Source organism: Mesorhizobium sp. P2_E6 (assembly GCF_056403835.1).
The window spans coordinates 118,400-142,076 of record NZ_JBFUEQ010000011.1 but is presented as its reverse complement, the minus strand read 5'-3'; the positions used below and the strand labels follow the sequence as shown (position 1 = coordinate 142,076).

Sequence of the window (23,677 nt, the reverse complement as noted above, 5' to 3'; positions counted from 1 at the left end):
ACGAACAGTGCGAGCTTTGATCCACCGCAAACGCGTTTGTATCAGGTGCCGAAGGCCGAACACCTGGACCACAATGCGTTCTCTGGCTATGGCCGACCCTGCCGAAAATTCCCAGCTGACAACGCTGTCGAAATCGTCACGACAAGGGGAGTCTAGGTAGTATCCCGTAGGGACATAACCGAATTTCGCGCGGCGCGGATTCGAGCGATTGCTGTGACACGGATCAACCGGGGAAACAGCCATGCACGCCTACACGACCTCCAAAATTTCGCTGCCGTCGCATTTTGCCCAGCCGAGCCTGCCGGCGGCATTCGACCCGGCACCGTTGCAGCCGCTCAGCTTCTTTCCCGCCGGTGCGGAAATCTATGCCCAGGGCGAGAAGGCCGGAGCTTTCTATCAAATCGAGTTTGGGGCCGTTCGTGTGTACCGCCTGCTCGCCGACGGTCGCCGGCAGATAAGCGCCTTCCACCTTGCAGGAGAGACATTTGGCTTCGAAGCAGACACGACGCATCATTTCTTCGCCGAAGCAATCAACGCGACCGGGGTCCGCGTCTTCCGCATCGCCGCCGGGGCTGACATGTCCCGTCAGTTGCTGCCGTTGGCGCTCAAGGGGCTGACCAGGGCGCAGGAGCATCTGCTGGTCCTCGGCCGCCAGAACGCCATCGAGCGCGTCGCGGCGTTCCTAGTCGATATGGCGGAGCGCCAAGGCGCGCTTCGGCAGGTCGAACTGCCGATGTCGCGCGTCGACATTGGCGACTATCTCGGCCTCACCATCGAGACGGTCTCAAGAATATTCACCAGGCTGAAGGAAAAGGGCATCATTCGCTTGGTCAGCCTGCGCTGCGTCGAAATAATCAAGCATGATGCGCTTCAGAATATGAGCGAGTGATCGCGGTTTCCATCAAAACAAGGCATTACACGCCGCCGCATCATGCAAGCGCCGACCTTGCAGGGCAGCGCTCCGATTGAGGGGCTTGGAGGACAGGAGCGTTTGACGCTCTTCAGCCAGCCGCTTGAGCCGACTTGCGCCGCGCATCACTTACCGTCAACCAGACAGCGGAAACGAGGAAGTAGAAGGCGCCGAAGGCCGCATAGGGAGCGATGTTGGTGATGTCGATCGTCGCCGCACTGCCCGCCATCTTCACAAAGAAAATGCCTGCCAGTGCCGACTGAGCGCCGCTCAACACCATTGCCCACTGCGCGCCGGACTTCCAGCGCCTGACCGCGGTTGCAAGCTGAAAAAGGCCCGACAGGACCGCCCAGACGCCGAAGACGGCGAGCACCGTGTTCATATCTTTTCCGAGAGCAATGGCGACCGCTACCGTCGTGATGATGCTGATGACGAAGTTGAGCAACTGCGTCTTGTTGCGGTTCAAGCCGCCGGTGCGCTGGGCGTCGATGAAATTGGCCAGCGCATCCCAAGCCGGATAGGCGACCAGCATGATGGCTGCCAGGGGAGGCATTGCCTTGGCTACCGTGAAGGCCAGGAGGACCCAGGCGGTCGAAACGGCAAAGCGTGTGAAATAGTAGCTTTTGAGCCAGGCGGTTGAGGATTGGACCAGGTTGGCTTCAGTCGTCTTAGCAAGCATTTCGATTTCTCCTTCGCGCTTGATATTGTCACCTACCTACTAGAAGGTAGATATTGTGACGTCAACCACTTTCTTGGCGGTTTGACGCCGTCCCGGACGGCAGGGGCTGGGCGACCGGAGCTCGGCACGACCGATCAACCAAGCGGTGGCGGAGATCGTGAACCGTATTGGCCATACGAAATGGCCGACCCTAAGTTGCTACTTTCAGCACCGATGCACTGGAGGTCTCAACGGTCCCTGTGAGATGCGAATTTGGTTGCGGCGGCTCGCCGCCATGCCGCGCAAATAACTTGTCAGTGAACCTTCGCCGATAAGCGCTGCAAGGTCGACGTCAGGATCGCGCCAAAGATGGCAGGGCTGCCATAGGCACGCGCCGACAACATCGCGCCATGGACAGTCGCCATGAAAGTCTCTGCCTCCAGCTCCGCAGAGCCGGCGAATTTGAGAACGCCCTGTTCAGCGCCCCGCTCCATGACCTTGGTCAACCAGGACGACAGAAATCGAAAGTAGGCCCGCACCTCGACGGCAACCTCAGGCGGGAGTGCCGGGAGTTCGCTGGCAAGCAGCGCGCAGACGCAAAACGGGATGCTCGCGTCTTCAATGCATTTTGCCCAGTAGCCAGCATAGGTTTGAAGCAGTGCAAGCGGATCAGGGAGTTTACTTTCCAGATCTGCCATGCTGGCCTCGGTACGCTCGCGATGGCGCGCCACAAGCGTGCGAACAAGGTCGACTTTGCTGGGGAAATGATGGTGGATACTCGCCTTGCGGATCCCTACCACCTCAGCGATATCAGCATAGCTGAAGCCGTTGTAGCCGCCCGAAACAATGAAGTTGCGCGCGGACGAGAGGATCTGATCGGAGGTCATGACAAGATTGCTCATCGCCCTTACCTACCTTCTAGTAGGATCGTTGGCAATAGGATTTTGCACCTGCGAGCCGATCCGCCTTGAGGGCTCTGTCACAAATGGCCTGCCGTGGCGTATTCCATATCACGAGGCGCGCAGCTTCACTTCGTCGGGGCTCATAACCGCCGCCAGATCTTCCACCGTTCTAAGGTAATGCTGGCTGAGCAGCGCCGAGGCCTTCTCGGCGTCCCTGTCGAGCGCAGCCTGCGCAAGCGCACTGTGCTCGGCCTGGACATCACGACCCACCGGCAATGACGATGCGAGCAGAACCGGAATGCGGTAGCGCTCGGTTGCAGCATAGAGCCGTTCGAAGAATTCCAGCGTCCAGGGCGAGTTGCAGGCAGCCAGCAGGGCGCGATGGAACGCGTGATGCCGCTTTTCGAGCGTCCAGATGTCGGCCTCGGCGCCTGTGCGCGCGGCCTGGACGTTCAGGGCATAGAGGGCGGAAACGATGTCTGACGCCCAGCTGTCGTCGCCCTTGCTGATCGAAGCCTTGAGTGCCTCCGTTTCGATGACGATGCGAAGCGACACGGCATCGTGCAGTTCATCGAGCGACAGCGGCGCCACGCGGAAACCGCGCAGCGACTCTGCCGTCACCAGCCGCTCCGCCTGCAGGCGGTTCAGCGCCTCGCGCAGCGGCGAGAAGCCCATGCCATAGCGCTCGCCGAGATCGGCAAGGCGCAACGGCCTGCCAGGGGGGAGTTCGCCGCGAATGATGTCGTGGCGCAGTGCATCGTAGGCTTTTTCGGCAAGCGTCATCAGTGTTCCTCACCGCACAGCCTTACCTCATAGATGGACTTGTCGGCAATTTCAATTATTTTCGAAAATTTGTGTTGCAATCGAAAATATGTCGCGTCATGCTTAGCCCAACAGCCCCAACCAGGAGGATCCCATGGCACGGGAGCGCGAGAACCATCGCGAAGACGTCGTCGGGCGGGCAAACGTCGAGGACACGCCGGAGTTGCTTGCCTATTACGAGGAGCTCGAGCGCCATAAGGCAGGCGCGCTGTGGACCGTCGCCAACAAGATCGAGCCGTGGGAACCGAAGTCACAGTCGGTGCCTGTGGTCTGGCGCTATCGCGACCTGCGTGCGCATGTCCTTCGCTCGGTCGAACTGGTGACACCGGAAAAGGCCGGGCGGCGTGTGGTCTACCTGAACAATCCGGGGCGCACCGACGTGGCTGCAGCGGTCGGCTGGATCTATGGCGGGCTTCAGGTGATGAACCCTGGCGAGGTCGCATCGGCGCATCGCCATTCGGCCTCGGCGATCCGCTTCATCATCGAGGGCTCAGGCGCCTATACGGTGGTGGACGGACACAAGATGACGCTCGGCGCGAACGACTTCGTGCTGACACCCAACGGCACCTGGCACGAGCACGGCGTGGAGGCCAGCGGTTCGCCCTGCATCTGGCAGGACGGACTGGACATCCCCTTCGTCAACGCGATGGAAGCCAATTTCTACGAGGTGCATCCGGATCAGAGCCAGGCAGTCGGCTACGCGGTCGACGACATGACCAAGACCTGGGGAAATCCCGGCCTGAAGCCGACAGGCGAGGCATGGACCAAGGGTTACAGCCCGATGTTCAAATACGAGTGGGCGCCGACCTACGAGTCGCTGCTGAAATATGCCGGTTGCAGCGACGGCTCGCCCTTCGATGGGGTGCTGATGGAGTATGTGAACCCGGTGACGAACGGTCCGGTCATGCAGACGCTCGGCGCGTCGATGCAGATGCTGCGGCCCGGCGAGCACACCAAGGCACACCGGCACACCGGCAGCGGCCTCTACCATGTGGCTAAGGGCGGCGGCCATTCGATCATCAACGGCCAGCGCTATGACTGGCAAGAGCATGACATCTTTTGCGTGCCGTCCTGGGCCTGGCACGAGCATGTCAACGGTTCGGATCGCGAGGACGCCTGCCTCTTCTGCCTGTCCGACCTGCCGGTGATGCGGGCACTCGGGCTCTACCGGGAGCAGGCATTCGGCGACAATGGCGGCCTGCAGCCGCTTCTCTGAAGGATAGATCATGAAACTTGTAACCTATCGCGCCTCGGTCGAGGGGGCGGCAAGGCTCGGCGTGCTGGTCGAAGATCTGGTGGTCGACGTCGGGGCGCTCGCCGCGGCTCAAGGAAAGCTGCTGCCCGACACCATGCTCGGCCTGATCGACGCTGGACGCGCCGGATTGGAGACGCTGCGCGACTGCCTCGACACGTGCGCCGGACGCTTCCCCACCGGCTGCGCCACCGCGATGGACAATGTGAAGCTGCTGGCCCCCATTCCCCGGCCCCGCAAGAACATCTTCGGCATCGGCCTGAACTATGTCGAGCATGTCGCCGAGAGCGCCAAGTCGCTCGACACGTCGAAAGACCTGCCGAAGCAGCCGGTTGTCTTCTCCAAGCCGCCAACCACGGTGATCGGACCCGGTGACGGCATCGAGCACAACAAGAAGATCACGCAGCAGCTCGACTGGGAGGTGGAACTCGCCGTCATTATCGGCACCACCGCCCGTCATGTCCGCAAGCAAGACGCGCTGAACCACGTCTTCGGCTATTCGGTGATGATCGACGTCTCGGCCCGCGACAATCGGCGCGCCGGGCAATGGATCTTCTCCAAGGGACAGGACACCTACGCGCCGTTCGGGCCATGCATCGTCACGGCCGACGAGATCCCAGATCCGCATGTGCTTGACCTGTGGCTGACGCTGAACGGGGTCGAGAAGCAGCGGTCCAACACGCGTCACATGCTGTTCAAGATCGACCATCTGATCGCCGACATCTCGTCGGGGATCACGCTGGAGCCTGGCGATATCATCGCCAGCGGCACCCCGGAAGGCGTTGGCGCCGGGCGCGACCCGCAAGAATGGATGTGGCCCGGCGATGTTGTCACTGCGTGCGTCGAAGGGATCGGCACACTGCGGCACCCCGTGGTGGATGCGACACCGGACTAGACACGCGAACGCGCAATTCAAGGAGGTCATCCAGATGGCCTCGGTTCCCGGCGATCCGATGGTCACCGCCGAGCCCACCACCGCCCGCCCAGACGGTCGATCACAAGCAGGAGGTTGCCATGCTGAAGCTTCCGAAATTCGTTGCCGCGGCGGTGCAGGCGGCACCCGTCTTTCTCGATACGCCAGCGACGGTGGAGAAGGCGGTCGAGCTGATCCGCGAGGCAAGGGCCAACGGGGCGGATATCATCGCCTTCCCGGAAGTGTTTATCCCGGGCTATCCGTACTGGAGCTGGATCACCGATCCGGTGACGGGCGGAGCCTGGTTCGACAAACTGGCGCGCGCCGCCATCACCGAGCCGGGACCGGAGGTCGACATCCTGCGCAGCGCTGCACGCGATGCCGGCATCCATGTCGTGATCGGCATCAACGAGCGCAGCCTGAGGTCTGTTGGCACTCTCTACAACACGCTTTTGACCATAGGACCCGACGGATCCCTGCTCGGCAAGCACCGCAAATTGATGCCAACCTGGGCCGAGAAGCTGACTTGGGCGCCCGGTGACGGGGCCGGGCTGAGAGTTTACGACACTGCAATCGGGCCTCTTGGCGCGCTTGCCTGCGGCGAGAACACAAACACCCTTGCGCGCTTCACGCTCCTCGCACAAGGCGAACTGGTTCATGTCGCCAGCTACATTTCGCTGCCCGTTGCGCCGCCCGACTACGACATGGCTGAGGCCATAAAGCTGCGCGCCATGGCCCACTCGTTCGAAGGCAAGCTCTTTACGATCGTCTCCTGTTCGACCGTCTCGGAGGAAATCATAACGGCGATGGAGGGTGTCGTTTCGGATGCACGGGCACGCTTGCAACGCAAATCCAGCGCCTTCTCAGGCGTGATCGGTCCGGACGGGCGCGTGGTTGGCAAGCCGCTGATCGACGAAGAGGGCATCGTCTATGCCGAGATTGATCTCGGACGCTGCATCCAGCCGAAGCAGATGCATGACATTGCCGGCCACTACAACCGGTTCGACGTTTTCGACCTGAAGGTAAATCGGCGCAGATTGGAGCCGATATCGCTGATCGAAAGGGCGCAGATGTTCGACGGCGATGATGCCAGCGTGCCCGAAACAGCATCGCAGCGCGGTCATCAGGAATAGGCCGAACAGTCACCAGCGGCGACACGCCAGAGGACGGATAAGGATGCCGAAGACCTATCGGATCGGACAGATCGTGCCTTCCTCCAACACCACCATGGAGACGGAAATCCCGGCGATTTTCCGTAGCCGCGAGACAATCCTGTCAGAACGCTTCACTTTCCATTCCAGCCGAATGCGAATGAAAAAGGTGGTCAAGGAAGAGCTCGAGGCCATGGATCGCGACAGCGACCGCTGCGCGACCGAACTTTCGGATGCTCGCGTCGACGTCCTCGGCTACGCCTGTCTGGTCGCCATCATGAGCATGGGCAAGGGTTATCACCGCACCTCGGAAGCCCGGCTGCATCAGCGTACCGCGGAGAATGGCGCGCCCGCTCCCGTTGTGACCAGTGCTGGCGCTCTGGTCGACGGCCTCAAGGTACTGGGAGCCAGGAAGATTTCCCTCATATGCCCCTACATGAAGCCGCTTACGCAACTGGTGGTCGACTACATCGAGCATGAGGGGATAGCGGTGAAAGACTTCATCGCGCTTGAAATCCCCGACAACATCGAGGTCGGCAGGCACGATCCGGATAAACTGCTCGATATCTACAGGAAAGTCGACACGACGGGCATCGACGCGTTTGTCGCATCGGCCTGTGTGCAGATGCCCTCCTTGGCAATCATTGACAAGCTTCAGCAAGCATTGGGCCTTCCAGTTGTCAGCGCCTCCGTCTGTACGGGTTTTCAACTGATGTCGAGACTTGGCTTGAAAGCCGCGTCGCCCGGTGCCGGCGAACTGCTCTCCGGTCGCTACTAGACCAATTCGGGTTTGGCCAGTCGACGATAGACGGCTCTGACAGCCAGCCGCGCCGCGGTCGGCTCAGCTGTCATTTGCGAGCGACGATCCCAACTGGATCCGAGACTAGGATTCAATCCGATTCTCGAAAATACAAAAATCTTCGAAAATTTCGTTGACAAGTCGTCGCAAAACTGAAAACTTAACTCACAAGTTAAGAAATCCGATACAAGCCGGATCGTCAATGGGAGTTTAGCGATGTTGCAAGAGCGCATCGAAGGACGGTGGCTGGACTGCTTCCGGCGCGTCTTCGCGCTGAATGCGATCGGGAAGGGGACGAGGGTCGCGATCCTGTCCGAGACGCAGTCGCGTCCTGTGCTGATCCATCTTTCGGAACTCGCCCTGCACGACCAAGGCGCCGAGTTCTGCATGATCCAGATGCCGACGCCGCGCCAGACGGCCCCTGTGCCGGTGAAATCCACCGGCACCTCCTGGGCCATCCAGGGCAACCGCGCTGTTATCGAGGCGCTGAAGCGCGTCGAAGTCATCGTCGACTGCACGGTCGAAGGGCTTATCCATGCTCCGGAATGGCCCGAGATCGAGGCGGCCGGCGGCACGCGCCTGCTCGTGATCTGCAACGAGCATCCCGAGATCCTGGAGCGCACCGAGCCCACAGCCGACCTTGGCCCGAAGGTGGCGCTGGGCGTGCGTATGCTGCGCGAGGCGAGCGAGATGCGCGTCACCTCGCCGGCCGGCACCGATCTCGTCATCGATTTGCGCAACGCGCCCTGTGGCGGCACACCGGGCTTCGGCACCACGCCGGGCGCCGTGGCGCACTGGCCGGGCGGGCTCTGCCTTGCCTTTCCCGGAAAGAACTGCGTCAACGGCCGGATCGTCATGGACGTGGGCGACATGAACCTGACGTTCAAGACGACGCTTGCGAGCCGCATCGACTTCACCGTCGAGGACGACTTCGTCACCGCGATCAAAGGCGACGGCGTCGATGCCATCCATTTCCGCGAATACATGGAGGCCTGGAACGACCGCAACGCCTACGGCATGAGCCACGTCGGCTGGGGCATGCACCCGCGCGCCCGGTGGGTCTCGGCCGCCATGTACGACAAGCGTGACATGCAGGCGGTGGAGTTCCGCGCCCTGGCAGGATCGTTCCTGTGGTCCACGGGGGCGAACCAGTATGCCGGCCGCTACACGCTCGGTCATTTCGACCTGCCGATGCGCAACTGCACGATCACATTGGACGGGAAAGTCGTCGTCAGTGACGGCGTCCTGCAAGGCGAATTGGCGTCCTGACGCCCTCGGAGAAAACCATGAGCGATATTGTTGATTACTACGACCTCTCACGCATCCGTCCCGAGGTGCAGGCCAAGCTGCGGCTGGTGAACGAACTCGGCCGCGACAAGTTCGCGGGGCGCGCCAAGGGGATCGACGATGACGCCTCCTTCCCGGTCGAGAACTACAAGGATCTGGCCGCCGAGGGCTTTCTCGGCCTCTGCATCCCTGAGGAATTCGGCGGCTGGGGCTATTCGATGTTCGAATATGCCATGGTCGGCGCCGAGATCGGCAAATATTGCGGCGCCACCGCGCTGACCTTCAACATGCACAACTCGTCCATGGCTTGGTCACGCTTCATGGTCGACATGCCGAACCTGACACCTGAGGAGAAGGCTGCATTCGCGCCGCTGCGCGAGCGCCAGTTCCGCCGCGCCATCGCCGAAAAGGCGATCTATTCGCAGCCGATCTCCGAGGGCGGACAGAACTGGACTTCGAAGCCGAACCAGACGCAGTGCCGCAAGGTGGACGGCGGCTGGAAGATCAACGGCTTCAAGAAGTTCGCCTCGCTCGCCGGCTATTGCGACTATTACACCATCGTCTGCACGGAGGTGTTCGAAGGCCAGGAGCCGCGTCACGAGGACACGATGCTGTTTGTCGTCCACAAGGACGCGCCGGGCCTCAGCGTCAAGGGTGACTGGGATCCGCTCGGCATGCGCGGCACCAACAGCCGCGACCTCATCCTGAAGGATGTCTTCGTTACCGAGCAGGACATGCTGATGCCGCGCGGCATCTTCGGCAAGACCCTGCCGAACTGGCCGCATATGATGATCACGCTGTCGCCAACCTACATGGGCGTGGCGCAAGGCGCCTTCGACTTCATGGTCGATTACCTGAAGGGCAAGATCCCCGGTCAGCCGCCCATCGACCGGCGCATGTATGCGACCAAGCGCGTCGCCGTCGGCAAGATGTATGCGCGGCTCGCCAACATGCGCGCGCTCTGGTGGCAGGCTTTCAGCGAAGCCAAGGGCTTCCCGACCAAGGGCGAGGTGCTGCGCATGTACGCCGCCCAATACAACGTCATGGAGGGTGCGGCAGAGATGACCTCGATGGCGATCCGAACCTGCGGCGGCCAGTCGATGCTGAAGTCGTTGCCGCTGGAGCGGATGTACCGCGACAGCCGATGCGGCGCGCTGATGCTGCCTTACACCTCGGAGATCATGGAAGACTACCTCTCGGTCCTCGCACTCTATGACATGGACGAGATCGATTCCGCTCCGGGCGACGAAGGTGGCGCCCGCATGTCGCTGTGGCGCGGCGATCACGGCGCCGTGCGGTCGGTCCGGTAGACGCCGATGACGCGCGAAACGGTCAAGGTCATCGGCGCCTGCGCCGCCTCACCGGAGGCGGTGTGGTCGGTCGTCGCGGATTTCTGCGGTCGATGGCACCCGATCATCGCGACCATTCGCGCGGAGCGCGACGAGCGCGGTGCGCTGGTCCGCAGCTTCACCGTCAACGGCGAGGACACCGTCTATCGCGAGCAGCTGACCTGGCTAAGCGACAGCGAGCGCACGCTCGCCTATACGCATCTCCAAGGCATCGCCGGCGCCGAGGCCTATGACGGCCGCATCGCCATCGCCGCCGACGGTCGGGGGGGCTGCATCGTGCGCTGGAGCGCAGATGTAAACGCCGCCTCCCCGCGATTGCAGGAAATCTGCAAGGGCACGAAAGCGATCTTCGAGATGGGCATCGCCGCACTTTCGGAGAAGGCGCTTGAGATCCGCAGCGCGGAGCCGCCGCCTCTACCCGCCCCTGTTGCCATGCGCGACATCGTCATCGATGGCGATCCCCGCCTCGGACTGACAACGACGCCGGACGGTGATGGGCCGCTCTGCCTGTTCCTCCACGGCATAGGCGGATCGCGCGGCAACTGGCTGCAGCAACTCGCGGCCGCCGGCAGCGTGATGCGTGCGGCCGCACTCGACCTGCGAGGCTATGGCGGCAGCGCGCTCGGGCGAAACCAGTCGGCGGTGGACGACTACTGCGCCGATATTTTGCGAGTGAAGGATAATTTCGGCGCCTCCCGGCTGGTTCTGGTCGGCCTCTCCTATGGCTCGTGGATAGCCACCTCTTTCGCCATGCGCTATCCGCAAATGCTGGCCGGGCTGGTCCTGTCGGGCGGCTGCACCGGCATGTCGGAAGCCAGTTCAGAGGAACGCGAGGCCTTCCGCGTCAGCCGCAAGGTGCCGCTCGATGCCGGCCAGACGCCGGCCGACTTCGCGCCGGCGGTGGTGAAAGTGCTGGCAGGACCGAACGCTTCGGATGAGATGAAGAAGCAGCTCCTCCAATCGATGGCGGCGATCCCGTCGGCGACCTATCGCGATGCGCTCGTCTGTTTCACCAATCCATCCGAGCGTTTCGATTTCTCGCGCCTGACCATGCCGGTGCTGATGATGACCGGCGAACATGACCGGCTGGCTCCGCCATCGGAGATCCGCGGTATCGCCGAGCGAATATTGGGTCAGGTCTCCCGGCCCGACATCCGCTACGAGACCATCGCGGATGCCGGCCATGTCTGCAATGTCGAGCAGTCCGAGGCCTACAGCCGCATCCTGCTGGACTTTCTGGGGAAGCTACCGAGATGACCGCCTTGTCCCGCCGACAGCAAAACAAGATCGAGCGCGAGCGCCGCATCCTGGCGGCCGCTTTGAAGGTCTTTTCCGAAACAGGCTATTCCGGCGCCAACATGGATGCCGTTGCTATCGAGGCGGGGCTTTCGAAGCCGACGCTTTACCAGTACTTCCAGTCAAAGGAGGCGCTGTTCTCGGCCATGATGCTGGGCGAGCGCGACCAGATGCTTGATATCTTCGAACATCCTTCCGAACGCGGGATGGTGGCCGACCTCCTCGAATTTTCCTGGGATTATGCCGACACGGTGCTGCGTCCGGACCTCTTGTCCCTGGCCAGGCTTATCATCGGCGAGGTGCAGCGCTTTCCGGAGATCGGCCGCGCCTATCAGGAGGTGGGCCCCGATCGCCTGCTGCGCGGCATCATGGATTATTTGGAAGGCCAGCGGCGCGCGGGCCGACTGGCTTTCGACGACGCCGAACTCGCGGCGCAGGATCTGTGGGGCCTGATCCTTTCGGCACCGCGCACCCAGGCCCTCTACATGCCGGACCGTTTCCCGTCGCGCGCCGAGGTCGCCCGCTATCTGCACAACGGCCTGCGCGTATTCCTCAAGGCCTATTCTACACAGCCCGAGACCGATCTCACCGAACTCGCGCGACTTATCGGCGCCCATTCCCTCAATCAGGTGCAACATGACAGTTGACGATTACCTGGCCGATCCGGCCAGCCGCTTTGCCACCGTCGCGATGACCGACACCAACGGACTGCTGCGCGGACAGATGGTCTCGACCAGCAGCCTGAAAGGCATCGCGAAAAGCGGCATGGGCATGGCTCCCGCGCAACTGGCGCTGGACCCGACCGATGTGATGCTCGTCATCCCGGGCGTCAACGACGACAAGGGTGATTTTCACGATGACCCCTTGCAGGTCGACCCGAATTCTGGCCGCCGCCTGCCATGGTCGAAACCGGGGCATGACCTGCTGGTCCTCTCCAACTACACCGGCGCCTCGGCACAGATATGTCCGCGGGCGATCCTGAAATCGGTTCTGGCTCGCGCCAGCGAAGCGGGGCTGGTGCCGAAATACGGAATGGAGCTGGAATACACACTTTTCGACGAGACACCGGAAAGCGCGAAGGCGAAGGGCTACCGCAACCTCAAGACAGCGACGGCTCACGCCAGCCACGACCTGATCCTCTATCAGGTTGTCCAGACCGAATGGTACGAGGCGCTGGCCGCAATCTGCGAGCCGCTGAAGATCGACCTCGCCAAGATGCACGAGGAGATCGGCGCAGGCTTCATGGAGGCCTGCATCGGAGCAGGCGTAGGTACGGAACCGGCCGACCAACTCGTCCTCTTGAAGAACTTCATCCGCGCGCTGGCGTTGCGGCAAGGCCGGTCCGTCACCTTCATGCCGCGCTGGAACGAAAAGGCGGACAGCCAGTCGATCCATTTGCACATCAGCCTGAAGGACAGGGACGGCAAGACGCTGTTTTGGGATCCAAACGAAAAGAACGGCGTCAGCCGCACCTTCCGCCACTTCCTTGGCGGTCTCCAAGCCTATACCGGCGACATGACGCTGGTCTTCCAGCCGACGGTGAACAGCTACCGTCGCTTCGCACCGGGCACCTTCGCGCCGCCCGGCCTGACCTCGGGTTTTGAAAACCGCACCACATGTTTTCGCCTGGTCGGCCATGACGCAGGGACGCTGCGGGTGGAAAATCGCCTGCCGGGCGCCGATTCCAACCCTTATCTCTCGGCCGCGGCCACAATCGCCGCCGGGATCGCCGGTGTCATAGGCGAGATCGAGCCCGACCCCGAGACCATCGGGTCAGGCTACACGCAGAAACCCGCCCGCGACTTCGCCCGCTCGATGCCCGAGGCGATCGAACGGCTGCGCGGATCGAGCTTCGCCAAGGACTGGCTGGGGCCGCGCTTTGTCGAGGCGTTCACGGCCACCCGAGAGTGCCAGCACGACGAATTCCGCCGCAAGGTTCCGGACGTGGAACTGGAACGTTTCTTCGACCTGGGGTGAACGACCATGGATACTGACCTGCGCGCCCGTTTCATCGAAGGCATGAGCCGCGTTGCCTCCGCCGTTACCGTGGTGACCACGGACGGCGAGGCAGGTCGTTTCGGAGTGACCGTTTCATCGATGACCTCGGTGTCGGCCGACACCAGCCGGCCCTCCCTGCTCATCAGCGTCCATCACCTCAGCCCTGCATGCGAGGCGATCAAGAGGAACAGGCGGTTCTGCGCCAATGTGCTCAGCGGCAATCAGAGCTTCGTCTCGGATCTCTTTTCCGGCCGTCTCAAACATCTGAACCAGGACAGGTTCGGCGCGATCGCCTGGCACCCCGGCGCAACCGGCGCGCCGGTCATCGATGGTGCCGTCGTTTCGCTCGACTGCGAGCTCAAGACAGCCTTGCTGTGGGGGACCCATTTTCTGTTCATCGGCGAGGCCGAGACCATCGACCTTTCAGCGCAGCGCTCGCCGCTGGTTTACGGTAATCGCGGCTACCGGCGCGCCATCCCGATCGCGCCGGATGATCATCGGCCGCCGCACCCGGCGAACCACCTCAGCATCGGCTTTTTCATCACGCTTGGGCCGCAATTCGTGCCGGCCCTCGTCGCCCGCTTCGCAAGCCAGCAGCCGGATGTCGACATCCGCCTTCTGGAAGCCGACCACGACGACCTTATCGAACAGATGCGCGCCGGCAGAATAGAGGCTGCCATCACCTTCGGACAGGTGAACGAGCCTGATCTCGACGCCGAACTCATCTGCCCCCCGGCTCCGCATGTGTTGTTGAGCGCCGGTCACGCGCTGGCAGCAAGGTCTCGTCTGCGGCTCGCCGACCTGGCTGACCTGCCCATGATCCTGCTGGACTATCCTTCCGTCCGCGCGGCCACGGATGCCTTGTTCAAGCGCAGCCAGCTTCAGCCGCTCATCCGCTTCCAGTCGCCATCTTTCGCCATGGTGCGAGGTCTGGTCGCCCAGGGGCTTGGATATTCCATCGTCCCGCAGGCGCCGCAGACCAGAACCGCCTCCGACGGCAAGGAGATCCTGGCCATACCTCTGGATGAGGACTTTCCCGAGGGAGCAGTCATCGCGATCACGCCGCGCGGCAATCAAAGGAGCGAGTCGGTCGAGCACTTTCTCGCCAAGTGCCGGGGGTCCTTCGGGCATCTCGCCAACGGAGAGGAATGATGGCGGGCCGGACGGCCGCCTGAACGAAAACAGACGTCAACCAACAATGGACCGGTCAATCGGCCATGGGGAACACAGAGGGAGAACTACCCAAATGAGTACCGCAGGAACCAACCAACTTCGCAGGAATTCACTGGGCCTGATCGCCGTGACCTTTATGGTCATCTCGGCAGCGGCCCCGCTTACCGGCGTTGCCGGCGCGATGCCGCTGGCGTTCATGCTGGGCAACGGCGCCGGCATCCCGGCGACCTTCATCTTCGTGACCCTGGTGATGCTTGCCTTTTCGGTCGGCTACGTGGCGATGTCGCGGCATGTCACCAATGCCGGCGCCTTCTACGCCTATGCCGCGCGCGGTCTCGGCGGGCGGGTCGCCGGCGCCGTGGCGGTCGTGGCGGTGGTTGCCTACAACGCCATGCAGTTTGGACTGATCGGCCTCCTGGGGGGCATCGCCGCTGGTGTCTTCGGCGAACTCGGGCTGACCCTGCCCTGGTGGGGATGGAGCCTGATCGCCGTCCTGCTGGTCGGCATACTCGGCTACCGTCAGGTCGACCTGTCGGCAAAGGTTCTGGTCGTGGCCGTTGCGCTCGAATACCTGATCGTCCTGATCGTGGATTTTGCAATTCTCGGCAAGGGCGGCGCGCACGGGCTGGCGCTGAACCTGTTCGATCCGAACGCGATGTTTTCAGGTTCGCTGACTGCCGCGATCCTGTTTTGCCTGGGATCCTTCATCGGCTTCGAAGCGACGACGATCTACGCCGAGGAAGCCCGCGACCCGGAGAAGACCATTCCGCGCGCCACCTATCTGTCGGTGCTGATGATCGGCATCTTCTTCGTTTTCACCACCTGGCTGATGATCGTTGGCATAGGCGCCGAGAAACTCGTGCCGACCATCCAGGGCTACGGCGATCCCTCGGCACTCTTCTTCGATCTTGCTGGGCGCTATGTCGGCGGTCCCGTGCCGACCATCGCCGGCATTCTGCTGGTGTCGAGCCTGTTTGCCGCGCTGTCAGCCTTCCACAACTACATCGCCCGATACAGCTACGTGGCGGGACGCGAAGGCCTGCTGCCCGCTGCCTTCGGCCGCACCCACGCGGATCACCAGAGCCCGCACATCGGCTCGGTCGCTCAGACAGTCGGCGCCCTGGTCGTGCTGGCGATCTTTGCCGGACTAGGACTCGACCCGGTGCTCAACATGTTCACCTGGATCAGCCAGGTCGGCACGCTCGGCGTCCTCGGCATGATGACCGTGACCTCGCTCGCGGTCATCGTGTTCTTCCGCAAGAAACATATCGGCGCGCCGGCGCTGTCGACCGTGATCCTGCCCGCCTTGTCAGGGCTCATCATGGCCGCACTGTTCGTCTACATCTTCCTGCATTTCGGCGACCTCACCGGCACCACCGGTGGCGTGCTCGGGATCATCCTGCCGGCATTGATTCCGGCCGCCGCCGTGGTGGGATACTTGTTGGCGTTGCGGCTGGAAAAGGCCGATCCAGTCCGCTTCGCCAATATGGGAGTAAATCAGATTTAGGAAACGATGGACGGAATCGAATTCCGTTCGGACGACCGTGGCAGCGCGAAATAATCGCGCTGCCACGATCCGTCTGAATGACACCCCGTGCGAGACGTCCTCAGCCAAAGGCGTGGCTTCGACTGCTGAATCGGGATCAGCCTGGATTGCGTATCACCCTGACCCGTTCTGGCGCCGGGATATCCACCACGAATAGGCCACACATATGAGTGCTGCGGTCAGCAGGATAGCCAGCACCGCCGGGCCGACACGATCGTCCGGCAAGCCGAAAAGAGGCAGCGACACGGTGAGCAGCCCGGCCGCCCGAAAGACGGGGCCGCCGAATCGGTGAGTTCTCGTCCAGACGTCCCGATCCGCAAGGGTCCAGGGTGTTCTGATACCGAACCACCGGTTGGGCTGCAGGAGCGGCATTCGAGCACCGACGACGATCATGATCACGCCGAGGATGATCGGCATCAGCCGAAGGCGGTTCGTCTGGAATCCAAGCGCCGAAGCAATCAAGAAGGCCTGCAGCAGGATGAGCAGCAAAAGGCCTATGAGCCACGCATGGTCCGGCGCAAAACTTCTTGCGGGTTCGCCGGATGCCTGCCTGTTCTCGACCTGCCGCCCCGGCCACAGGCGCAGGACCATCCACAGCACGGCGAGCAGCACCGGCGCACCAAGCAATGCGATCCAGCGGCCCGCAAAGACGTCCGCTTCGCCCGACGCCGACCAGTGAACCGCAATGCGTGCATCCGGCGACGTGAAGAGTGCCGCGACGATGCCGCTCAGTACCATCACAATGAGCGCTATCAGCCTTCGGTGAATGAGAGGTCTCCCTGTTCGACCATTTGCCAGTTCAGGCGGCCGGTTCGCAGCGCCGCGTCCGCTCGCGCTACCGCAAAGGAATGCTGCCCCGAATCGGCGTCAGGATCAACGGCATGGCCAAACACGGCCTCGCATTCGATTGTGAGCTTGATTGTAAACCCTTTCTTAACTCACATTAGCAACGGTAAAATAACGTACTTTTCTTGCCTGAAAACTGGCGATAGGGTAGTAATCTTTAAGTTTCCGCCGCGAATTTGGAAACAATATTACGCTGGCAAACTGACGATTGTCACATTCGAGAGGCATGGCCAACGCGCTCAGCGTAGGGGGGAACCTATGGTGTCGCCTTATGCAGATTTCATAAAGAAGCTCCACAGGGACAAAGCGTTCCGGCAGGCATTCGCCGATGATCCGCGCGGCGTTCTTCGCGCGAGCGGGCTCGATCCAGACCTCCTTGACCTGCCTTCCAAGATCGATTTCGACGCGCTGGAACGGCGTATCGACGCGCAAATATCCTCCGTTCCGCCGGATGCGGCCACACTGAGGCATGCATCGGCACAGGAACTTTGGGACAGGTTCAATTTCATCCGCGTCAACTATGATCTTGCGTCGCCGTCGATCCCAGCGACGAGCATCATCTACGGTACGACGGCAACCACCTCCGTCATATCCCTTGTTACGGCGCAGGGCAGCGCAGCCCGCACGGATGTGGAGTTGGCGCGTCTCGGCCGGTTGCGCAAACTGACCCGGCTGCCAGCAAGGGCCCTCAGTTTTGCGGTGAGCGGACCGGACGGGAGATCACTGCACGGCCTCGGCATCGAAGCGATCAAGGCGCTGGTCGGCCGCCTGCGCTGAGCGGCCCGACCCCGCAAGCATGCGAAGTACAAGGAGCTTGTCATGGGAACCGAAGCGGCGAGTTTCATCAACCGGTTGCGCAAGGACAAGGACTTTCGCCACCGCTTTGTCCAATCGCCCAAGCACGTGTTGTCCGAAGAGGGGCTGAACCCCGACGTGCTGGCGCTTCCCGACCGCATCGACGAACGGGATCTGCTGAAGAAACTCGAACACGTGTTTTCGGGGCGAGAGTGGCAAGACGAGTTCGCACGGGCCAAGCCGGAGACGTTGACGGCCGGGGAGTTGTGGGAGCGGTTCGGCGTGATCGGTTGGAAGGGTTCGGCAGCCGCGGGCGGCAAACCCGGGATCGACGTGTCGGTTGCCTCGGCGGTGGTCATCTACGGCGTCTCCGTGGTGACGTCCTCATCTACGCAGGTGGCGGCCGCCGGATCATTGGCCATGACATCGGTCGAGCAGTTGAGGTCACTGCGCGAACTGGCTCGCTTTCCCAAGGAGAAGCTCAGCTTCTCCATCGTCGGGCCGGATGGCGTTGCCATCGAGGGCGTGAACGCCGACATGCTCGCCGCCTTTCTCGCTCGTGTGAAGTGATGGTGCGCCCCAATGCTTGACGTCTACGATGGTGATCCGACGAAGACCGTGCGCTGGTGGTCCGGGCCGTCCGAGCCACCACGCGTCTGCGTCTGGGAAATCACGCTGAAGTGCGATCTCGGATGCCGGCATTGCGGTTCGCGGGCAGGCGCCGAACGCCCTGGCGAGCTGACGCTCGAGGAGGCGCTCGACACCGTGAAGCAGCTTGCGGCGCTTGGCGTTCGCGAGGTCACTTTGATCGGCGGCGAGGCCTATTTGCGGGATGACTGGGTCGACATCGCCAGCGCCGTCACCAAGGCTGGAATGGCCTGCACCATGGTGACCGGCGGATATCGCTTCGATGATTTCCGCATCCAGGAAGCGCTCGCGGCCGGCATCAGGCGGATCGGCGTGTCGATCGACGGCATCGGCGCGACGCACGACCACCTTCGCGGCCGCATCGGCAGCTACGAAGCAGCACTCGACGCAGCAAGACGGATCATGGCCACCGGCCGGATCGGCCTCAGCGTCAACACCCAGATCAACCGGCTTAGCCTGCCGGAATTGCCGGCGCTTGCCGACCTGTTGGTCGAGATCGGCGCGAGCGCCTGGCAAGTGCAGCTGACGGTCGCTCTCGGCCGCGCGGCAGACCGTCCGGACCTGCTGCTGCAGCCCTACGATATGCTCAACGTGATGCCGCTGCTCGCAAGGCTCAAGCGGACGGTGCTGGAGCCGGGCGGCGTCCAGCTCTTCCCTGGCAACAACATCGGCTATTTCGGTCCGCACGAGCCCTATCTGCGCTACGGCGGCGCCGACGGGCATACATGGAGCGGTTGCCTCGCGGGCCAGGCTGCGCTGGGCCTTGAAGCCGATGGCACATTGAAGGGCTGTCCCTCCTTGCCGAGCGCCGACTATGGTGCGGGCTCGGTGCGCACCAGCTCTATCGAGGACATGTGGCGGTCGAGTGAGCGTATACGCGGCCTCGGCGCAAGGACGCGCTCCGATCTGTGGGGGTTCTGCGCCACCTGCGAACACGCCGATCGCTGCAAGGCGGGCTGCACATGGACGGCACATGCGCTGTTCGGGCGTCCCGGGAACAACCCGTTCTGCCACCACCGGGCACTGACGCTCGCGGGCCAGGGCCTGCGCGAACGGATCCGTCTGGTCGAGCGTGCCCCCGGCGTGCCGTTCGACTACGGCCGCTTCGAGATCATCGAGGAGCCGTTGGATGGCGAGGAAGGCGATCAAGGCGGGCTCGAGGAGCTTGCCGCGCTCGCGACGCTCTTGGGCGCGGCCGGCAGCGGTGTCTGGTCGAACGCCGGGCTGCGGGCGGCGACGGCAAAGACGGCGCAGCCCCGTCACCGGGAGGCCGCGCCATGAATGCACCCGGCACAGACGTTCAACGCCCGCTCGAACTGGGAATCATGTTCACGCACCGTTGCCCGATCGCCTGCCGCCATTGCGGCATCCTTTCCGGCCCGGACAATTTCGACAGCATGGCCATGGAATTGGCGGAGCGCTGCATCACCGAGGCAGCCTCACTCGATCCCAGGCCGTCGACGATCGTCTTCACCGGCGGCGAGCCGATGATGTACCCGCACCACCTGGAGCGCCTGCTTGGCGTGGCCAACCAGCTGGGATTTGCGACACGCGTGATCACCAACGGTTTTTGGGGTCGCAATCAAGCCACCGGCCGGCGCCTTCTCTACCGGCTGCAGCTCGCCGGGCTTGATTCCCTCAATTTCAGTGCCGACAAATTTCACCTGGAATTCCTTCCGGCCGAGGTTTTCCGTCGCGCAATCGAGATCGCCTGGGAAGCAGGCTTTCCGGTCATCGTCAACACGGTCCTCAATATGCCGGGCGATCCTGTCGCCCTGTTCTCGCAACTTTACGGCATCCCCACCGAGAAGATCCGCCTCTTCGACGAGGACGAGTTCATCAGGCAGGTGGCTACCGATACCGTGCCGCCCGAATTGACCCAGATGGTGAACCTCTCGTTTGGCAGGCTTGTCGGCCTCGGACGCGCCGCCGAATACCCCGAAGAGCACTACCGCTCGGATCTCGCCACCTACACGTATACGCCTTGCCAAGAAGTGGTGAACCGACCGGTCATCTACCCCGACGGCAGTTTTCAGGCGTGCTGCTGTGCCGGCGGCAAGATCGCGAGCTTCACGGTCGGCAACGTGCGTGAGCGTTCGCTCGCGGATCTGTTTGACGCGATGCAAACGCGGACGCATTTCCGGTTCATAAATCAGTTCGGTCCGCGCGCACTCCATGAGGCGATTGCGGAAATGAGCCCAGATCGCTCCTCCGACCCTGACGGCTACGCCTCGATTTGCGACGTCTGCGTCGCGGCCACGAAAGGCTTGTGCGCGAAGGAAGTCGATGCACGCCTCGATCATTGGCTGCTCAAGCGATTTCTCGAGAAGGATGAAATCTCGGCCGAGAGCGAACCGAAGCGGTCGGAGCTGGCGGAGCGTGACGAGGAAGGCGTGATCGCGGCCGGCTTTTTCGACACCGGCCGGCGACTGCCTGGCGCGCCGGAAGATATGAAAATTTCAACTGGATCGCTTGAAAATGTAATATGAGTAACATATAATAAAAAAATCTTGAAAAATGCTGAAACCTGCGCTGATATTTAGTCGGTGCGGCATTTATATTTGTATACACAACAGATATATCTCGAATCTATTAGTCGGTATTTCTTAGTGCGGGTGTAATTCTGTGGCCAGGACGGATTTTCGGAGCATCGGTGGTTATATCGATGCGGCAGGAGCGGCGTCCCATGAGTATGCTTTCTCCAGTTGACCAAGCGACGTCGTCGACCGTCGCGTGCTGTCTTGAGCTGGAAATACGCGACGAAGACGGACGGCTTCCGCAAGGAAACATGTTCCCGGTACTGACCCATCTCGACAGCGGACGCACATGGCGCATCCTTCGCTACGCCCGCGCCTTCGACGGTTTGCTGTTCAGGGCTTTGCCGCCCGGCAAGTTCAGACTGCATGTTGCGAGCCCGCGGCACGAAACGGTGGAGATGGAGATCATGCTTGCCGCGGGTGGGCGCGAGCGGATCAATCTGCAACTGAAAAGAAAGCCGGGGCGCCAACCGCTGATCATCGATGTCGGGGCCGACGAGGATACGCTAATCCCTGCCCGCCATTCGGTCTCTCGGCTCGTATCCTGTCTCCTTAGCGATCGCGCCGTCCTCAATGCGGTCGAGGCGCCGCTTGATGCGTTGGATGCGATCGAAAAAAGCGAGCGGCACCATGTCCGGCGGCTGCTTTGCATAGGATTTCCCACCCCGCGCCGGCCGCTTGCTCAGCGGCTGTTCTGGAGCATTGTCGACCGGCGCTGCCGTCTCGAGGCATTGCTCGCCACGGTGTTCGCCAATGAGGCGGTCGCCGAAATGCTGAATTGTGAGCCAGCTCAGGTGGCGGATGAAGCGCGGACGGCAGTCGACGGACTGGACCGCCTGGATATCGCCGACGCGTTGATGATGCTGGCGCTCTACAGCGCGCCATGGAAGGCGGTGATGTCCGAGGTTTGCCGCACCCAGGCCGGAATTCGCGACGTGCTGATTCCGGCCGGCCTTGCCCACATGCTGCAGCCCGATGCAAACCCGGCAATTCCGACACGGCCGAGCGCGCGCGGGCGCTGGGCCGGCGAGTCGTCCGACCAGACCGTGCTCGAGGCAGGTCCGCTGATAGCGCGCATCGCCCTGGTGATAGCTGGCGCGTCCGAGGCACAGCCGGCCTATTTCGCAATGTTCGACCCGGTCATCAGACAAATGCGGGAGGGCAACGCATGAACGCCGGCAGGAAACCAACCACGCTGACCTTGCTGACGTCCTACCAATGCACGGCCGCCTGCGAGAACTGCTGCTTCGCGTCGCATCCCGGGATCGCGGAGAAACTGCCGTTGTGGCGCATGCTCGATGCCATTGAGCAGGCGGCGGAGATGCCGTCGATGAAGCTTGTGGTCTTCTCCGGCGGGGAATGCTTCATGCTGGAAGATGAGCTTGTCGTGGCGGTTGCGCGCTGCACCGAGCGAGGGCTCGCCAGCCGGTGTGTCACCAACGGCTACTGGGCGAAGTCGGTGCAAGCCGCGCACGCACGCCTCGAGCCGCTCTACAGGGCTGGCCTGCGTGAAATCAACTTGAGCACCGGCGACCACCATCAGCAGTTCGTACCGGTCGAGCGCATCGCCTATGGCGCAGCCGCAGCGATCAGGCTCGGCATGAATGCCGTTGTCGTGGTGGAACGCGAAATGGACCGGACTTTTCATGCCCAGGGACTGCTCTCTCATCCGGAGATGGCAGCGATCCGCGACCATCCCAACCTCATTGTGTTCGACAGTCCCTGGATGGCGATGGAGGATCGCGATTCCGTGCGGCATGGCCCCGCCAGCCTGACCAACCACCTGAACATTCACCGCCGCGCGCCCTGTGAAAGCGTGCTGGACACGATGGTGGTCAATCCGCGCGGCGAGGTCGGCGCCTGCTGCGGTTTGACGCGCGAACAGATTCCCGAAATGCAGATCGGATCGCTTCAAGACGCAACGCTCGTGGAACTCGCGGAAGCCGCCGGCAATGATTTCCTGAAGATATGGCTCGCGGTAGAGGGGCCGGAGCACATACTCGCCTGGGCTTCCACGATCGATCCACGCATCGACTGGGAGAACCGTTTCAATCATCACTGTGACGCATGCCGCGCGCTCTATGACGATGCATTGGTGCGCGACGTGCTTGCCCACCATTGGCGCGAGCGGCGCGACGACGTCCTTTACCGTTATCGGCTGGCTCATCAAAAACCCGAGGCAGAATGGCCGGACCAGTCCACCCGGCATACGCCAATCGCCTCATCCCGGCAGGAGGCCATAGACCATGCATGATAGCGATCTCATCAGAAAACTCGTCAGCGATAACCCTCCGGAAAAAGTCAGGAACCTGTCAGAAAGACTTGCGTCCGACCCGAGCCTGCTTGAGAAATTCGTCGACAAACCGTCAGCGGTGCTGAAGGATCACGGCCTTGCGGTGAGTGGCGATATCAAGCTCGGCGACCGTGAAAAGGCGATGATCCGGATGTTCTCCGATCCTCGCGTCATCGAATTGTACAACAGCGGCAAGATCGACGACCTGCGCGCCCACATCACGGACAAGTACAGGGAAATCGTGATCACCAATCCCGGCGACACCCACGCAGTGGCGGTCGCGGACTTCGACGTGGCTATCGAGGTCGAGGTCGTCGCCGTTGCGGTGGCCGTCGCGGCGATCGTTGTGGCGGGCGCAGCCGACAGGTTTTCCAAGCTGGCAACGATCGAGGCCGAGGCGGGAATTCTCAGCGCCAAGGTGGCGGCGCTCGAGGCTCGGGTCAATCTTGTCGACAAGCTCGATGCGAAGGTCACCCGTCTCGAGCAGCGCATTCGCTGACGC

General features: G+C 62.3%; 23 protein-coding genes. 19 read left to right on the top strand and 4 right to left on the bottom strand.

Annotation, left to right across the window (positions count from 1 at the left end):
- Positions 1–241: 241 nt before the first annotated feature.
- Positions 242–889, top strand: a complete 648-nt coding sequence (locus AC1D08_RS25520; protein ID WP_457153083.1) for a helix-turn-helix domain-containing protein — start codon at positions 242–244, stop codon at positions 887–889.
- 112 nt (positions 890–1,001) lie between these two features.
- Here the strand turns inward: AC1D08_RS25520 and AC1D08_RS25515 are convergent, their stop codons facing one another.
- The 3 genes from AC1D08_RS25515 to AC1D08_RS25505 form a co-directional block, all read right to left on the bottom strand.
- Positions 1,002–1,589, bottom strand: a complete 588-nt coding sequence (locus AC1D08_RS25515) for a DUF308 domain-containing protein (RefSeq protein ID WP_457153082.1) — start codon at positions 1,587–1,589, stop codon at positions 1,002–1,004.
- Positions 1,590–1,882: 293 nt separating this feature from the next.
- Complete coding sequence (locus tag AC1D08_RS25510) at positions 1,883–2,470, bottom strand: TetR/AcrR family transcriptional regulator (protein ID WP_477303443.1); 588 nt, start codon at positions 2,468–2,470, stop codon at positions 1,883–1,885.
- Between the two features lie 108 nt (positions 2,471–2,578).
- Positions 2,579–3,253 carry a GntR family transcriptional regulator gene (locus AC1D08_RS25505; RefSeq protein ID WP_457154697.1) on the bottom strand — a complete coding sequence of 225 codons (675 nt, stop codon included), beginning with the start codon at positions 3,251–3,253 and terminating at the stop codon, positions 2,579–2,581.
- 133 nt (positions 3,254–3,386) lie between these two features.
- Between AC1D08_RS25505 and AC1D08_RS25500 the strand changes: the two genes are divergently transcribed.
- The 11 genes from AC1D08_RS25500 (at position 3,387) to AC1D08_RS25450 (ending at position 16,017) form a co-directional block, all read left to right on the top strand.
- Complete coding sequence (locus AC1D08_RS25500) at positions 3,387–4,508, top strand: cupin domain-containing protein (protein ID WP_457154698.1); 1,122 nt, start codon at positions 3,387–3,389, stop codon at positions 4,506–4,508.
- A 10-nt stretch (positions 4,509–4,518) separates the two neighbouring features.
- Positions 4,519–5,439, top strand: a complete 921-nt coding sequence (locus tag AC1D08_RS25495; protein ID WP_457154699.1) for a fumarylacetoacetate hydrolase family protein — start codon at positions 4,519–4,521, stop codon at positions 5,437–5,439.
- Positions 5,440–5,558: 119 nt separating this feature from the next.
- Positions 5,559–6,590, top strand: coding sequence for a carbon-nitrogen hydrolase family protein (locus AC1D08_RS25490; RefSeq protein ID WP_477424338.1), 1,032 nt, complete (start codon positions 5,559–5,561; stop codon positions 6,588–6,590).
- Positions 6,591–6,633: 43 nt separating this feature from the next.
- Complete coding sequence (locus AC1D08_RS25485; RefSeq protein WP_477424336.1) at positions 6,634–7,386, top strand: maleate cis-trans isomerase family protein; 753 nt, start codon at positions 6,634–6,636, stop codon at positions 7,384–7,386.
- A gap of 237 nt (positions 7,387–7,623) precedes the next feature.
- The gene (locus AC1D08_RS25480; RefSeq protein ID WP_457154006.1) at positions 7,624–8,676 is read left to right on the top strand and encodes a 2,5-dihydroxypyridine 5,6-dioxygenase NicX family protein; all 1,053 of its coding nucleotides are present in this window, start codon (positions 7,624–7,626) and stop codon (positions 8,674–8,676) included.
- A 17-nt stretch (positions 8,677–8,693) separates the two neighbouring features.
- Positions 8,694–10,004, top strand: a complete 1,311-nt coding sequence (locus AC1D08_RS25475) for an acyl-CoA dehydrogenase family protein (protein WP_457154007.1) — start codon at positions 8,694–8,696, stop codon at positions 10,002–10,004.
- Positions 10,005–10,010: 6 nt separating this feature from the next.
- On the top strand, positions 10,011–11,300 hold the full coding sequence (locus tag AC1D08_RS25470) for an alpha/beta fold hydrolase (RefSeq protein ID WP_457154008.1): 1,290 nt from the start codon (positions 10,011–10,013) through the stop codon (positions 11,298–11,300).
- A complete protein-coding gene (locus AC1D08_RS25465) occupies positions 11,297–11,986 on the top strand; it encodes a TetR/AcrR family transcriptional regulator (protein WP_477424334.1) in 690 nt (229 codons plus the stop codon). Before AC1D08_RS25470 ends, AC1D08_RS25465 begins: the two co-directional genes overlap by 4 nt.
- The gene (locus tag AC1D08_RS25460) at positions 11,976–13,316 is read left to right on the top strand and encodes a glutamine synthetase family protein (protein WP_457154349.1); all 1,341 of its coding nucleotides are present in this window, start codon (positions 11,976–11,978) and stop codon (positions 13,314–13,316) included. The genes AC1D08_RS25465 and AC1D08_RS25460 overlap by 11 nt, the downstream gene beginning before the upstream one ends.
- A 6-nt stretch (positions 13,317–13,322) precedes the next feature.
- Positions 13,323–14,489, top strand: coding sequence for a LysR substrate-binding domain-containing protein (locus AC1D08_RS25455; RefSeq protein WP_477424332.1), 1,167 nt, complete (start codon positions 13,323–13,325; stop codon positions 14,487–14,489).
- Positions 14,490–14,583: 94 nt separating this feature from the next.
- Positions 14,584–16,017 carry an APC family permease gene (locus tag AC1D08_RS25450; RefSeq protein WP_477394527.1) on the top strand — a complete coding sequence of 478 codons (1,434 nt, stop codon included), beginning with the start codon at positions 14,584–14,586 and terminating at the stop codon, positions 16,015–16,017.
- A gap of 153 nt (positions 16,018–16,170) precedes the next feature.
- Here AC1D08_RS25450 and AC1D08_RS25445 read toward each other — a convergent pair whose 3' ends face one another.
- A complete protein-coding gene (locus tag AC1D08_RS25445) occupies positions 16,171–16,794 on the bottom strand; it encodes an SdpI family protein (protein WP_477424378.1) in 624 nt (207 codons plus the stop codon).
- A gap of 171 nt (positions 16,795–16,965) precedes the next feature.
- Here AC1D08_RS25445 and AC1D08_RS25440 point away from each other — a divergent pair, with 171 nt between their 5' ends.
- From AC1D08_RS25440 to AC1D08_RS25410, 7 genes are all read left to right on the top strand, one after another.
- Positions 16,966–17,679 (top strand): hypothetical protein, encoded by a 714-nt coding sequence (locus AC1D08_RS25440; RefSeq protein ID WP_457152874.1) that lies wholly within the window; start codon positions 16,966–16,968, stop codon positions 17,677–17,679.
- Between the two features lie 42 nt (positions 17,680–17,721).
- Positions 17,722–18,267, top strand: coding sequence for a hypothetical protein (locus tag AC1D08_RS25435; RefSeq protein ID WP_457152875.1), 546 nt, complete (start codon positions 17,722–17,724; stop codon positions 18,265–18,267).
- Between the two features lie 12 nt (positions 18,268–18,279).
- Positions 18,280–19,626: a radical SAM/SPASM domain-containing protein gene (locus tag AC1D08_RS25430; RefSeq protein WP_095080450.1), complete on the top strand. Its 1,347-nt coding sequence runs from the start codon at positions 18,280–18,282 to the stop codon at positions 19,624–19,626.
- Complete coding sequence (locus AC1D08_RS25425; RefSeq protein ID WP_477424330.1) at positions 19,623–20,834, top strand: radical SAM/SPASM domain-containing protein; 1,212 nt, start codon at positions 19,623–19,625, stop codon at positions 20,832–20,834. Before AC1D08_RS25430 ends, AC1D08_RS25425 begins: the two co-directional genes overlap by 4 nt.
- Positions 20,835–21,010: 176 nt before the next feature.
- The gene (locus AC1D08_RS25420) at positions 21,011–22,054 is read left to right on the top strand and encodes a hypothetical protein (RefSeq protein ID WP_457152876.1); all 1,044 of its coding nucleotides are present in this window, start codon (positions 21,011–21,013) and stop codon (positions 22,052–22,054) included.
- Positions 22,051–23,136 carry a radical SAM protein gene (locus AC1D08_RS25415; RefSeq protein WP_095080445.1) on the top strand — a complete coding sequence of 362 codons (1,086 nt, stop codon included), beginning with the start codon at positions 22,051–22,053 and terminating at the stop codon, positions 23,134–23,136. Before AC1D08_RS25420 ends, AC1D08_RS25415 begins: the two co-directional genes overlap by 4 nt.
- Positions 23,129–23,674, top strand: coding sequence for a hypothetical protein (locus AC1D08_RS25410; protein ID WP_095080443.1), 546 nt, complete (start codon positions 23,129–23,131; stop codon positions 23,672–23,674). Before AC1D08_RS25415 ends, AC1D08_RS25410 begins: the two co-directional genes overlap by 8 nt.
- Positions 23,675–23,677: the final 3 nt, after the last annotated feature.